9 protein-coding genes are annotated in these 13,310 nt (G+C 54.1%); all 9 read left to right on the top strand.

Annotated features, from left to right (window positions below; all coding sequences use genetic code 11):
• Positions 1–148 precede the first annotated feature (148 nt).
• The 9 genes from HEN33_RS17420 to HEN33_RS17380 all read left to right on the top strand — a co-directional run bounded on the left by HEN33_RS17420 (position 149) and on the right by HEN33_RS17380 (position 13,256).
• Positions 149–367 (top strand): excisionase, encoded by a 219-nt coding sequence (locus HEN33_RS17420; RefSeq protein WP_001444001.1) that lies wholly within the window; start codon positions 149–151, stop codon positions 365–367.
• Positions 345–1,418, top strand: a complete 1,074-nt coding sequence (locus HEN33_RS17415; RefSeq protein WP_149476855.1) for a tyrosine-type recombinase/integrase — start codon at positions 345–347, stop codon at positions 1,416–1,418. Before HEN33_RS17420 ends, HEN33_RS17415 begins: the two co-directional genes overlap by 23 nt.
• A 343-nt stretch (positions 1,419–1,761) precedes the next feature.
• Entirely contained in the window at positions 1,762–3,009 is a 1,248-nt protein-coding gene (gene mdtA, locus HEN33_RS17410) for a multidrug efflux RND transporter subunit MdtA (RefSeq protein WP_176263268.1), read from the top strand.
• Positions 3,009–6,131, top strand: a complete 3,123-nt coding sequence (gene mdtB / locus HEN33_RS17405; RefSeq protein WP_176263269.1) for a multidrug efflux RND transporter permease subunit MdtB — start codon at positions 3,009–3,011, stop codon at positions 6,129–6,131. The genes mdtA and mdtB overlap by 1 nt, the downstream gene beginning before the upstream one ends.
• Positions 6,132–9,209, top strand: a complete 3,078-nt coding sequence (gene mdtC, locus HEN33_RS17400) for a multidrug efflux RND transporter permease subunit MdtC (RefSeq protein ID WP_176263270.1) — start codon at positions 6,132–6,134, stop codon at positions 9,207–9,209.
• Positions 9,210–10,625: an MFS transporter gene (locus HEN33_RS17395; protein WP_176263271.1), complete on the top strand. Its 1,416-nt coding sequence runs from the start codon at positions 9,210–9,212 to the stop codon at positions 10,623–10,625.
• Positions 10,622–12,025 carry a two-component system sensor histidine kinase BaeS gene (gene baeS, locus HEN33_RS17390; RefSeq protein WP_000675171.1) on the top strand — a complete coding sequence of 468 codons (1,404 nt, stop codon included), beginning with the start codon at positions 10,622–10,624 and terminating at the stop codon, positions 12,023–12,025. Before HEN33_RS17395 ends, baeS begins: the two co-directional genes overlap by 4 nt.
• Positions 12,022–12,744, top strand: coding sequence for a two-component system response regulator BaeR (baeR, locus tag HEN33_RS17385; protein WP_000137876.1), 723 nt, complete (start codon positions 12,022–12,024; stop codon positions 12,742–12,744). The genes baeS and baeR overlap by 4 nt, the downstream gene beginning before the upstream one ends.
• A gap of 179 nt (positions 12,745–12,923) precedes the next feature.
• Complete coding sequence (locus HEN33_RS17380) at positions 12,924–13,256, top strand: YegP family protein (RefSeq protein WP_001364219.1); 333 nt, start codon at positions 12,924–12,926, stop codon at positions 13,254–13,256.
• Positions 13,257–13,310: the final 54 nt, after the last annotated feature.

Genomic DNA, 13,310 nt, shown 5'->3' with positions numbered 1-13,310 from the left:
ACCAGAGACTTACAGAAGAATTAGCGAGTTACGCAAGGACTAACCACAGCCTCACGCTCGATGAGGCCTGTTCATTTCTCAAGATATCCAGACCTACCATCGCCGCATCAATGCGGCTTTTCTTGCGTGTAATTGCGGAGACTTTGCGATGTACTTGACACTTCAGGAGTGGAATGCACGCCAGCGACGCCCAAGAAGCCTTGAAACAGTTCGTCGATGGGTGCGCGAATGCAGGATATTCCCTCCTCCGGTTAAGGATGGAAGAGAGTATCTGTTCCACGAATCAGCGGTAAAGGTTGACTTAAATCGACCAGTAACAAGTAGCCTTTTGAAGAGGATCAGAAATGGGAAGAAGGCGAAGTCATGAGCGCCGGGATTTACCCCCTAACCTTTATATAAGAAACAATGGATATTACTGCTACAGGGACCCAAGGACGGGTAAAGAGTTCGGATTAGGCCGAGACAGGAGGATAGCAATCACTGAAGCAATACAGGCCAATATTGAGTTGCTATCCGGGAACAGGCGTGAGTCACTGATAGACAGAATTAAAGGCGCTGACGCAATCACTCTTCATGCGTGGCTTGACCGATATGAAACAATCCTCAGCGAGAGGGGTATCAGGCCGAAAACTCTACTCGACTACGCCAGCAAAATCAGGGCAATCCGAAGAAAATTGCCGGACAAACCGCTCGCTGACATATCAACGAAAGAGGTGGCAGCAATGCTAAACACCTACGTAGCAGAAGGTAAAGCGGCTTCCGCAAAATTAATCAGGTCAACCCTTGTTGACGTTTTTCGTGAGGCAATAGCCGAGGGGCATGTGGCTACGAATCCGGTAACAGCAACCCGCACAGCAAAATCAGAAGTAAGGCGTTCAAGACTGACAGCTAATGAATATGTCGCGATTTACCATGCAGCCGAACCGCTCCCAATCTGGCTGAGGCTGGCAATGGATTTGGCTGTCGTTACAGGGCAGAGAGTAGGCGATTTATGCAGAATGAAATGGTCAGACATAAACGACAACCATCTTCACATTGAGCAGGGTAAAACAGGGGCTAAGCTCGCCATTCCGCTGACGCTAACGATTGACGCGCTCAATATCTCATTGGCTGATACACTACAGAAATGCAGGGAGGCCAGCGGCAGTGAAACAATAATTGCATCAACGCATCACGAACCGCTTTCCCCGAAAACAGTATCTAAGTATTTTACAAAGGCGAGAAATGCATCTGGACTCTCATTTGATGGAGACCCGCCAACATTCCATGAACTGCGCAGCCTGTCGGCGAGGCTATACCGGAATCAGATTGGCGATAAGTTTGCTCAACGTCTTCTCGGGCATAAATCAGATTCAATGGCGGCGCGGTATAGGGACAGCCGAGGGAGAGAATGGGACAAAATTGAAATCAACAAATGATTTTATTTTGATCAATAATGACCTGTACACTGTAATTTATTGATAATTAAAGAGATTTTAAATATGCAACTTACCTTATTTAAGGCCCCTTCCTCGGGAGGGGCTTTCCCGTTTCAGCGTCCCGCTGAAATCGTCGGCCTACCTCCTTTTGCCCTTAATGCAGTCTATCGCTAACGCGTAGATAAAATAGTTTCCTGTGTTATTACTGGATGCGTGCTCGCAAAAGTGCCCGTCATTCAGACGATTCCCGACAGTGTTTCATAATTCCTCCATTTTTCTCCCTTATTGGCTGGCTACACTAGTATCATTCCGCGAAACGTTTCAGGAAGAGAAACTCTTAACGATGAAAGGCAGTTATAAATCCCGTTGGGTAATCGTAATCGTGGTGGTTATCGCCGCCATCGCCGCTTTCTGGTTCTGCCAAGGCCGCAATGAATCCCAGAGCGCAGCGCCAGGTGCGACGAAGCAAGCACAGCAGTCGCCAGCCGGTGGCCGCCGTGGTATGCGTTCCGGCCCATTGGCCCCGGTTCAGGCAGCAACTGCCCTGGAACAGGCGGTTCCGCGTTACCTCACCGGGCTTGGTACGATTACCGCTGCTAACACCGTTACGGTGCGCAGTCGCGTAGATGGTCAACTGATGGCATTACATTTCCAGGAGGGTCAGCAGGTCAAAGCAGGCGATTTACTGGCAGAAATTGACCCCAGCCAGTTCAAAGTTGCATTAGCACAAGCTCAGGGGCAACTGGCAAAAGATAAAGCCACACTAGCCAACGCCCGCCGTGATTTAGCGCGTTATCAGCAACTGGCAAAAACCAATCTCGTCTCCCGTCAGGAGTTGGATGCCCAACAGGCGCTGGTCAGTGAAACCGAAGGCACCATTAAGGCTGATGAAGCAAGCGTCGCCAGCGCACAGCTGCAACTCGACTGGAGCCGCATCACCGCACCAGTCGATGGTCGCGTTGGTCTCAAGCAGGTTGATGTTGGTAACCAAATCTCCAGTGGTGATACCACCGGGATTGTGGTGATCACCCAGACGCATCCTATCGATTTGCTCTTTACCCTGCCGGAAAGCGATATCGCTACCGTAGTACAGGCGCAAAAAGCCGGAAAACCGCTGGTTGTTGAAGCCTGGGATCGCACCAACTCGAAGAAATTAAGTGAAGGCACGCTGTTAAGTCTCGATAACCAAATCGATGCCACTACCGGTACGATTAAAGTGAAAGCACGCTTTAATAATCAGGACGATGCGCTGTTTCCCAATCAGTTTGTTAACGCGCGCATGTTAGTCGACACCGAACAAAATGCCGTTGTGATCCCCACCGCCGCCCTACAAATGGGCAACGAAGGCCATTTTGTCTGGGTGCTGAATAGCGAAAACAAAGTCAGCAAACATCTGGTGACGCCGGGCATTCAGGACAGTCAGAAAGTGGTGATCCGCGCGGGGATTTCCGCGGGCGATCGCGTAGTGACAGACGGCATTGATCGCCTGACTGAAGGAGCGAAAGTGGAAGTGGTGGAAGCTCAGAGCGCCACTGCACCGGAAGAGAAAGCCACCAGCCGCGAATACGCGAAAAAAGGAGCGCGTTCCTGATGCAGGTGTTACCCCCGAGCAGCACAGGCGGTCCGTCGCGCCTGTTTATTATGCGTCCTGTCGCCACCACGCTGCTGATGGTGGCGATATTACTCGCCGGGATTATCGGTTATCGCGCCCTGCCCGTTTCGGCGCTGCCGGAAGTGGACTATCCGACCATTCAGGTGGTCACGCTCTACCCAGGTGCCAGCCCGGATGTCATGACCTCCGCCGTTACTGCGCCGCTCGAACGCCAATTTGGGCAGATGTCTGGCCTGAAACAGATGTCATCGCAAAGTTCCGGCGGCGCGTCAGTTATCACCTTGCAATTCCAGCTAACATTGCCGCTGGATGTCGCCGAGCAGGAAGTGCAGGCCGCGATTAACGCCGCCACTAACCTGTTGCCGAGCGATCTGCCTAACCCTCCGGTATACAGCAAAGTGAACCCGGCAGATCCGCCGATCATGACGCTTGCCGTCACATCAACCGCCATGCCGATGACGCAAGTGGAAGACATGGTGGAAACCCGCGTCGCGCAGAAGATCTCGCAGATTTCCGGCGTCGGGCTGGTGACGCTTTCCGGCGGTCAGCGTCCGGCTGTTCGCGTCAAACTTAACGCCCAGGCAATTGCCGCCCTCGGCCTGACCAGCGAAACCGTGCGCACCGCCATTACCGGCGCTAACGTTAACTCGGCTAAAGGTAGCCTCGACGGCCCTTCCCGCGCGGTCACGCTTTCCGCGAACGACCAGATGCAATCTGCAGATGAATATCGCCAGCTGATTATCGCCTACCAGAACGGCGCGCCGATTCGTCTTGGTGATGTCGCAACCGTTGAACAAGGCGCAGAAAACAGTTGGCTTGGCGCATGGGCGAACAAAGAACAGGCCATTGTGATGAATGTTCAGCGCCAGCCTGGTGCCAACATTATCTCCACCGCCGACAGTATCCGACAGATGCTGCCACAGCTTACCGAGAGTCTGCCGAAATCGGTAAAAGTGACGGTACTTTCCGATCGCACTACCAATATCCGCGCATCAGTCGACGATACCCAGTTTGAACTGATGATGGCTATCGCGCTGGTAGTCATGATTATCTACCTGTTTCTGCGCAATATTCCGGCGACCATCATTCCTGGCGTCGCCGTGCCGCTGTCGTTAATTGGCACCTTTGCGGTTATGGTGTTTCTCGATTTTTCAATCAATAACCTGACGCTGATGGCGTTAACTATCGCCACCGGATTCGTGGTCGATGACGCCATCGTGGTGATCGAAAACATTTCTCGCTATATCGAAAAAGGCGAAAAACCGTTGGCGGCGGCGCTCAAGGGCGCGGGTGAAATCGGCTTTACCATAATCTCGCTGACCTTCTCACTGATTGCAGTGCTGATCCCGCTGCTGTTTATGGGCGATATCGTCGGGCGCCTGTTCCGCGAATTTGCTATTACTCTGGCAGTCGCGATTTTGATCTCAGCCGTGGTGTCGCTGACCCTGACACCGATGATGTGCGCGCGGATGCTCAGCCAGGAGTCGCTGCGTAAACAGAACCGCTTCTCCCGGGCCTCGGAAAAAATGTTCGACAGGATAATTGCCGCCTATGGTCGTGGACTGGCGAAAGTGCTGAATCATCCGTGGCTGACCTTAAGCGTGGCGCTCAGCACGCTGCTGCTGAGCGTTCTATTGTGGGTGTTCATTCCGAAAGGTTTCTTCCCGGTACAGGACAACGGCATTATTCAGGGCACCTTGCAGGCACCGCAATCCAGCTCCTTTGCCAATATGGCCCAGCGGCAACGCCAGGTCGCTGATGTGATTTTGCAGGACCCTGCGGTGCAGAGCCTGACCTCATTTGTTGGCGTTGATGGCACTAACCCGTCGCTGAACAGTGCGCGTTTACAGATCAACCTCAAACCGTTGGATGAACGTGATGATCGGGTGCAAAAAGTCATCGCCCGTTTGCAAACGGCAGTAGATAAAGTGCCGGGCGTCGATCTCTTCCTGCAACCAACGCAGGACCTGACGATTGATACTCAGGTCAGCCGCACCCAGTACCAGTTTACCTTACAGGCCACGTCACTGGATGCGCTCAGTACCTGGGTGCCACAGTTGATGGAAAAACTCCAGCAGTTGCCACAGCTTTCAGATGTCTCCAGCGACTGGCAGGACCAAGGGCTGGTGGCGTATGTCAACGTTGATCGCGACAGCGCCAGCCGTCTGGGGATCAGCATGGCGGACGTCGATAACGCCCTGTACAACGCGTTTGGTCAGCGACTGATTTCCACCATTTATACTCAGGCTAACCAGTATCGCGTGGTGCTGGAGCACAATACCGAAAATACCCCAGGGCTTGCGGCGCTGGATACCATTCGCCTGACCAGCAGCGACGGTGGCGTGGTGCCGTTAAGCTCAATTGCCAAAATTGAGCAGCGTTTTGCGCCGCTCTCCATCAACCATCTGGATCAGTTCCCGGTAACGACGATCTCCTTTAACGTGCCGGATAACTATTCGCTCGGCGATGCGGTGCAGGCGATTATGGACACCGAAAAGACGCTGAATCTGCCGGTGGATATCACCACGCAGTTCCAGGGCAGCACCCTCGCCTTCCAGTCGGCGCTGGGCAGCACTGTCTGGCTGATTGTCGCGGCGGTGGTGGCGATGTATATCGTGCTCGGCATTCTTTACGAAAGCTTTATTCACCCGATCACCATTCTCTCGACGTTGCCAACGGCAGGTGTTGGCGCACTGCTGGCGCTAATGATTGCCGGAAGTGAGCTGGATGTGATCGCCATCATCGGCATTATTTTGCTGATCGGTATCGTGAAGAAAAACGCCATCATGATGATCGACTTCGCGCTGGCTGCCGAGCGCGAGCAAGGCATGTCGCCGCGCGATGCAATTTACCAGGCCTGTTTGCTGCGTTTTCGTCCGATCCTGATGACCACTCTGGCGGCACTGCTTGGCGCGCTGCCGCTGATGTTGAGCACCGGAGTTGGTGCGGAACTGCGTCGTCCGTTAGGCATCGGTATGGTCGGCGGTCTGATTGTCAGCCAGGTGCTGACGCTGTTTACCACGCCTGTGATTTATCTGCTATTCGACCGCCTGGCATTGTGGACCAAAAGCCGCTTTGCTCGCCATGAAGAGGAGGCGTAAGTGAAGTTTTTTGCCCTCTTCATTTACCGCCCGGTGGCGACGATTTTACTGTCGGTCGCCATTACCCTGTGCGGCATACTGGGCTTCCGTATGCTGCCGGTCGCCCCGCTGCCACAGGTCGATTTTCCGGTGATTATGGTCAGCGCCTCGCTGCCCGGTGCGTCGCCGGAGACAATGGCGTCTTCCGTCGCCACGCCGCTGGAGCGCTCACTTGGGCGCATTGCCGGGGTTAGTGAAATGACCTCCAGTAGTTCGCTCGGCAGCACGCGCATTATTTTGCAGTTTGATTTTGATCGGGATATCAACGGCGCAGCGCGCGATGTGCAGGCGGCGATCAACGCCGCGCAAAGTTTGCTGCCCAGTGGGATGCCAAGCCGTCCGACCTATCGCAAAGCGAATCCTTCGGATGCGCCAATTATGATCCTCACGCTGACATCCGATACTTATTCGCAAGGTGAACTGTACGATTTCGCCTCGACGCAACTGGCTCCGACAATTTCGCAAATCGACGGCGTCGGTGATGTCGATGTCGGCGGCAGCTCGTTGCCCGCTGTGCGCGTTGGGCTGAACCCGCAGGCGCTGTTTAATCAGGGCGTGTCGCTGGACGACGTACGCACTGCCATCAGCAATGCCAACGTGCGTAAACCGCAGGGCGCGCTGGAAGATGGCACTCACCGCTGGCAGATACAGACCAATGATGAGCTAAAAACCGCTGCCGAATACCAACCGCTGATTATTCATTACAACAACGGCGGCGCGGTTCGTCTGGGCGATGTGGCGACGGTGACCGATTCAGTGCAGGATGTGCGCAACGCCGGGATGACCAACGCCAAACCGGCTATTTTGCTGATGATCCGCAAGCTGCCGGAAGCCAATATTATCCAGACGGTTGACAGCATCCGGGCAAAATTACCGGAGTTGCAGGAGACCATTCCGGCGGCGATTGATCTGCAAATTGCCCAGGATCGCTCCCCCACCATTCGCGCCTCGCTGGAAGAAGTCGAGCAAACGCTGATTATCTCGGTGGCGCTGGTAATTCTGGTGGTGTTTTTATTCCTGCGCTCGGGTCGCGCCACTATTATTCCCGCCGTTGCGGTGCCGGTTTCGCTGATTGGTACGTTTGCGGCGATGTACCTGTGCGGTTTCAGTCTCAATAATCTTTCGTTAATGGCGCTCACCATCGCTACTGGTTTCGTGGTGGATGACGCCATCGTGGTGCTGGAAAACATTGCCCGTCATCTGGAAGCGGGAATGAAACCGTTGCAAGCCGCGCTGCAAGGTACTCGCGAAGTCGGCTTTACGGTGCTGTCGATGAGTCTGTCGCTGGTGGCGGTGTTCCTGCCGCTGCTGTTGATGGGCGGATTGCCGGGCCGACTGTTACGCGAATTTGCCGTGACGCTTTCTGTCGCCATTGGTATTTCGTTGCTGGTTTCCCTGACGCTAACGCCAATGATGTGCGGCTGGATGCTGAAAGCCAGCAAGCCGCGCGAGCAAAAGCGTCTGCGTGGTTTTGGTCGCATGTTGGTAGCCCTGCAACAAAGCTACGGCAAGTCACTGAAATGGGTGCTTAATCATACCCGTCTGGTGGGCGTGGTGCTGCTTGGCACCATTGCTTTGAATATCTGGCTGTATATCTCGATCCCGAAAACCTTCTTCCCGGAGCAGGACACTGGTGTACTGATGGGCGGGATACAGGCGGATCAGAGTATTTCGTTTCAGGCGATGCGCGGTAAGTTGCAGGATTTTATGAAAATTATCCGTGACGATCCGGCAGTGGATAATGTCACCGGCTTTACCGGTGGCTCGCGGGTGAACAGTGGGATGATGTTTATCACTCTCAAACCACGCGACGAGCGCAGCGAAACGGCGCAGCAAATTATCGACCGTCTACGGGTGAAGCTGGCGAAAGAACCGGGAGCGAATCTGTTCCTGATGGCGGTGCAGGATATTCGCGTTGGCGGACGTCAGTCGAACGCCAGTTATCAGTACACGTTGCTGTCCGACGACCTGGCGGCGCTGCGCGAATGGGAGCCGAAAATCCGCAAAAAACTGGCAACGTTACCGGAACTGGCGGACGTGAATTCCGACCAGCAAGATAACGGCGCGGAGATGAATCTGGTTTACGACCGCGATACCATGGCACGGCTGGGAATCGACGTGCAGGCCGCCAACAGCCTGTTGAATAACGCCTTCGGTCAGCGGCAAATCTCGACCATTTACCAGCCCATGAACCAGTATAAAGTGGTGATGGAAGTGGATCCACGCTATACCCAGGACATCAGTGCACTGGAAAAAATGTTCGTTATCAATAACGAAGGAAAAGCGATCCCGCTGTCGTATTTCGCTAAATGGCAACCGGCGAACGCCCCGCTGTCGGTGAATCATCAGGGATTATCGGCAGCTTCGACCATTTCGTTTAACCTGCCGACCGGAAAATCGCTCTCGGACGCCAGTGCGGCGATTGACCGCGCAATGACCCAGCTAGGTGTGCCTTCGACGGTGCGCGGCAGTTTTGCCGGAACAGCGCAGATATTCCAGGAGACGATGAACTCGCAGGTGATCCTGATTATCGCAGCCATCGCCACGGTGTATATCGTGCTGGGTATCCTTTACGAGAGTTACGTGCATCCACTGACGATTCTCTCCACCCTGCCCTCGGCGGGCGTTGGGGCGCTGCTGGCGCTGGAGCTATTCAATGCCCCGTTCAGCCTAATCGCCCTGATAGGGATCATGCTATTAATCGGCATCGTGAAGAAAAACGCCATTATGATGGTCGATTTTGCGCTCGAAGCCCAACGGCACGGTAACCTGACGCCGCAGGAAGCTATTTTCCAGGCCTGTCTGCTGCGTTTTCGCCCGATTATGATGACTACCCTGGCGGCGCTGTTTGGTGCGCTGCCGTTGGTATTGTCGGGCGGTGACGGCTCGGAGCTGCGGCAACCCCTGGGGATCACCATTGTCGGCGGTCTGGTAATGAGCCAGCTCCTGACGCTGTATACCACGCCAGTGGTGTATCTCTTTTTTGACCGTCTGCGGCTGCGTTTTTCGCGTAAACCTAAACAAACGGTAACCGAGTAAATGACAGATCTTCCCGACAGCACCCGCTGGCAATTGTGGATTGTGGCTTTCGGCTTCTTTATGCAGTCGCTGGACACCACCATCGTAAACACCGCCCTTCCCTCAATGGCGCAAAGCCTTGGGGAAAGTCCGTTGCATATGCACATGGTCATTGTCTCTTATGTACTGACCGTGGCGGTGATGCTGCCCGCCAGCGGCTGGCTGGCGGACAAAGTCGGCGTGCGCAATATTTTCTTTACCGCCATCGTGCTGTTTACTCTCGGTTCACTGTTTTGCGCGCTTTCCGGCACGCTGAACGAACTGTTGCTGGCACGCGCGTTACAGGGCGTTGGCGGCGCGATGATGGTGCCGGTCGGCAGGTTGACGGTGATGAAAATTGTACCGCGCGAGCAATATATGGCGGCGATGACCTTTGTTACGCTGCCCGGGCAAGTCGGTCCGCTGCTTGGTCCGGCGCTCGGCGGCCTGCTGGTGGAATACGCGTCCTGGCACTGGATCTTTTTGATCAACATACCGGTAGGGATTATCGGTGCGATCGCCACGCTGATGTTAATGCCAAACTACACCATGCAGACGCGGCGTTTCGATCTCTCCGGTTTTTTATTGCTGGCGGTCGGCATGGCGGTATTAACGCTGGCGCTGGATGGCAGTAAAGGCACGGGACTTTCACCGCTGGCGATTGCCGGACTGGCAGCGATTGGCGTGGTGGCACTGGTGCTTTATCTGCTGCACGCCAGAAACAACAACCGCGCCCTGTTCAGTCTGAAACTGTTCCGCACCCGTACCTTTTCGCTGGGCCTGGCGGGGAGCTTTGCCGGACGTATCGGCAGTGGCATGTTGCCCTTTATGACACCGGTTTTCTTACAGATTGGCCTCGGTTTCTCGCCGTTCCATGCCGGACTGATGATGATCCCGATGGTGCTCGGCAGCATGGGAATGAAGCGAATTGTAGTGCAAGTGGTGAATCGCTTTGGCTACCGTCGGGTACTGGTGGCGACCACGCTGGGCCTGTCGCTGGTCACCCTGCTGTTTATGACTACCGCTCTGCTGGGCTGGTACTACGTTTTGCCGTTCGTCCTGTTTTTACAAGGAATGGTCAACTCGACACGTTTCTCCTCCATGAACACCCTGACGCTGAAAGATCTACCAGACAATCTGGCGAGCAGCGGCAACAGCCTGCTGTCGATGATTATGCAATTATCAATGAGTATCGGTGTCACCATCGCCGGGCTGTTGCTGGGCCTTTTTGGTTCACAGCATGTCAGTGTAGACAGCAGCACCACACAAACCGTCTTTATGTACACCTGGCTTAGCATGGCGTTTATCATCGCCCTTCCAGCGTTTGTCTTTGCCAGAGTGCCGAACGATACGCATCAAAATGTCGCTATTTCGCGGCGAAAAAGGAGCGCGCAATGAAATTCTGGCGACCCGGTATTACCGGCAAACTGTTTCTGGCGATTTTCGCCACCTGCATTGTCTTATTGATCACGATGCACTGGGCGGTACGTATCAGTTTTGAGCGCGGCTTTATCGATTACATCAAGCATGGTAATGAACAACGGCTGCAAATGCTCGGCGATGCGCTTGGTGAGCAGTACGCCCAGCACGGGAACTGGCGCTTCCTGCGTAATAACGATCGCTTTGTATTTCAGATCCTACGTTCGCTGGAGCATGATAACAACGAAGATAAGCCCGGCCCCGGTATGCCGCCACACGGTTGGCGCACGCAATTCTGGGTGGTTGATCAAAACAACAAAGTGCTGGTTGGCCCGCGAGCACCGATTCCACCAGACGGCACACGGCGGCCCATTATGGTCAATGGGGCGGAAGTGGGTGCGGTGATCGCCTCCCCTGTTGAACGACTGACCCGCAATACCGATATCAATTTTGACAGACAACAGAGGCAAACCAGTTGGCTGATTGTCGCTTTATCTACCTTGTTAGCGGCGCTGGCGACATTCCCACTGGCGCGCGGTTTGCTGGCTCCGGTCAAACGACTGGTGGACGGTACACACAAACTGGCAGCGGGCGATTTCACTACTCGCGTGACGCCCACCAGTGAAGATGAATTGGGCAAACTGGCGCAAGACTTCAACCAGCTCGCCAGCACCCTGGAGAAAAACCAACAGATGCGCCGCGATTTTATGGCCGATATCTCCCACGAGCTGCGCACGCCTTTAGCGGTACTGCGCGGCGAACTGGAAGCTATTCAGGATGGCGTGCGTAAATTCACGCCGGAGACGGTGGCTTCTTTACAGGCAGAGGTCGGTACACTGACCAAACTGGTGGATGATCTTCATCAATTGTCGATGTCTGATGAAGGCGCTCTCGCCTACCAGAAATCGTCGGTGGATCTGATCCCGCTACTGGAAGTCGCGGGTGGCGCATTTCGTGAGCGTTTCGCCAGCCGCGGGCTGAAACTGAAATTTTCCCTGCCAGACAGCATTACCGTATTTGGCGATCGCGATCGTTTAATGCAGTTGTTCAATAACTTACTGGAAAACAGCCTGCGCTATACCGACAGCGGCGGCAGCCTGCATATCTCTGCCGAGCAACATGACAAAACGGTGCGCCTGACCTTTGCCGACAGTGCACCGGGCGTTAGTGACGATCAACTGCAAAAATTGTTTGAGCGTTTTTATCGCACCGAAGGTTCCCGCAACCGTGCCAGCGGCGGTTCCGGCCTGGGACTGGCGATTTGTCTTAACATTGTTGAAGCACATAATGGTCGCATTGTTGCCGCTCATTCGCCTTTTGGCGGGGTAAGCATTACAGTAGAGTTACCGCTGGAACGGGATTTACAGAGAGAAGTATGACCGAGTTACCAATCGACGAAAACACGCCACGTATTTTGATCGTGGAAGATGAACCGAAGCTGGGGCAGTTGCTTATTGATTATCTGCGTGCTGCGAGCTATGCGCCGACGCTTATCAGCCACGGCGATCAGGTACTGCCATATGTGCGCCAGACACCACCGGATCTGATCCTGTTGGATCTGATGCTCCCTGGCACCGATGGCCTGACGTTGTGTCGGGAAATTCGTCGTTTTTCTGACATTCCGATCGTAATGGTGACAGCAAAAATCGAAGAGATCGACCGCCTGCTCGGTCTGGAGATTGGCGCAGATGATTATATCTGTAAGCCGTACAGTCCACGGGAAGTGGTAGCACGCGTCAAAACCATTTTGCGCCGTTGCAAACCGCAGCGTGAGTTGCAGCAACAGGATGCTGAAAGCCCGTTGATTATCGACGAAGGTCGTTTTCAGGCTTCATGGCGCGGTAAAATGCTTGACCTGACGCCTGCGGAATTTCGCCTGCTGAAAACGCTCTCTCATGAACCGGGAAAAGTATTCTCCCGTGAGCAGTTGTTGAACCACCTTTATGACGACTACCGCGTAGTAACTGACCGCACCATCGACAGCCACATTAAAAACCTGCGCCGCAAGCTGGAAGCACTGGACGAAGAGCAGTCTTTTATCCGCGCCGTCTACGGTGTCGGTTATCGCTGGGAAGCCGACGCCTGCCGCATCGTTTAACATTTTTACCTGCCGGAGAAGGCATTCACGCCACATCCGGCAGCATTATCCCGCGCATTGTCGGCTATCTGACATTATCTCTCCGCCCTGGCAAGCACCTGAAAATCGCTCATACTTTAATCGGCAAACAGTCCTTTTAGATGCTGTTTTCGATACGCAATTTCAATCAAGGAGTCATTATGGCTGGTTGGTTTGAACTCAGTAGGAGCAGTGATAATCAATTCCGGTTTGTGCTAAAAGCGGGCAATGGTGAGACTATCCTCACCAGCGAGCTGTATACCTCAAAAGCCTCTGCGGAAAAGGGCATCGCGTCAGTGCGTAGCAACAGCCCACAAGAAGAACGCTATGAGAAAAAAACAGCAAGCAACGGCAAATTCTATTTCAATCTGAAAGCCGCCAATCATCAAATTATCGGCTCCAGCCAGATGTACGCCACCGCGCAATCTCGTGAAACCGGAATTGCCTCCGTTAAAGCCAATGGCACAAGCCAGACGGTGAAAGACAATACGTAATTACGATGCCGGGCGTAGGTTGTTGGCGTCCGGCTTTATTTTCTCTCATCACAG

The sequence above is a fragment of the Escherichia sp. 94.0001 genome (assembly GCF_013369155.2).
Lineage (GTDB): Bacteria > Pseudomonadota > Gammaproteobacteria > Enterobacterales > Enterobacteriaceae > Escherichia > Escherichia coli_F.
This window is presented reverse-complemented; position numbering and strand designations above follow the sequence as displayed.

Bases quoted from the DNA above. Each gene is read 5' to 3' on its own strand.
- HEN33_RS17420 (WP_001444001.1), top strand. From the start codon at position 149: ATGTACTTGACACTTCAGGAGTGGAATGCACGCCAGCGACGCCCAAGA.
- HEN33_RS17415 (WP_149476855.1), top strand. From the start codon at position 345: ATGGGAAGAAGGCGAAGTCATGAGCGCCGGGATTTACCCCCTAACCTT.
- mdtA (WP_176263268.1), top strand. From the start codon at position 1,762: ATGAAAGGCAGTTATAAATCCCGTTGGGTAATCGTAATCGTGGTGGTT.
- mdtB (WP_176263269.1), top strand. From the start codon at position 3,009: ATGCAGGTGTTACCCCCGAGCAGCACAGGCGGTCCGTCGCGCCTGTTT.
- HEN33_RS17395 (WP_176263271.1), top strand. From the start codon at position 9,210: ATGACAGATCTTCCCGACAGCACCCGCTGGCAATTGTGGATTGTGGCT.
- baeS (WP_000675171.1), top strand. From the start codon at position 10,622: ATGAAATTCTGGCGACCCGGTATTACCGGCAAACTGTTTCTGGCGATT.
- baeR (WP_000137876.1), top strand. From the start codon at position 12,022: ATGACCGAGTTACCAATCGACGAAAACACGCCACGTATTTTGATCGTG.
- HEN33_RS17380 (WP_001364219.1), top strand. From the start codon at position 12,924: ATGGCTGGTTGGTTTGAACTCAGTAGGAGCAGTGATAATCAATTCCGG.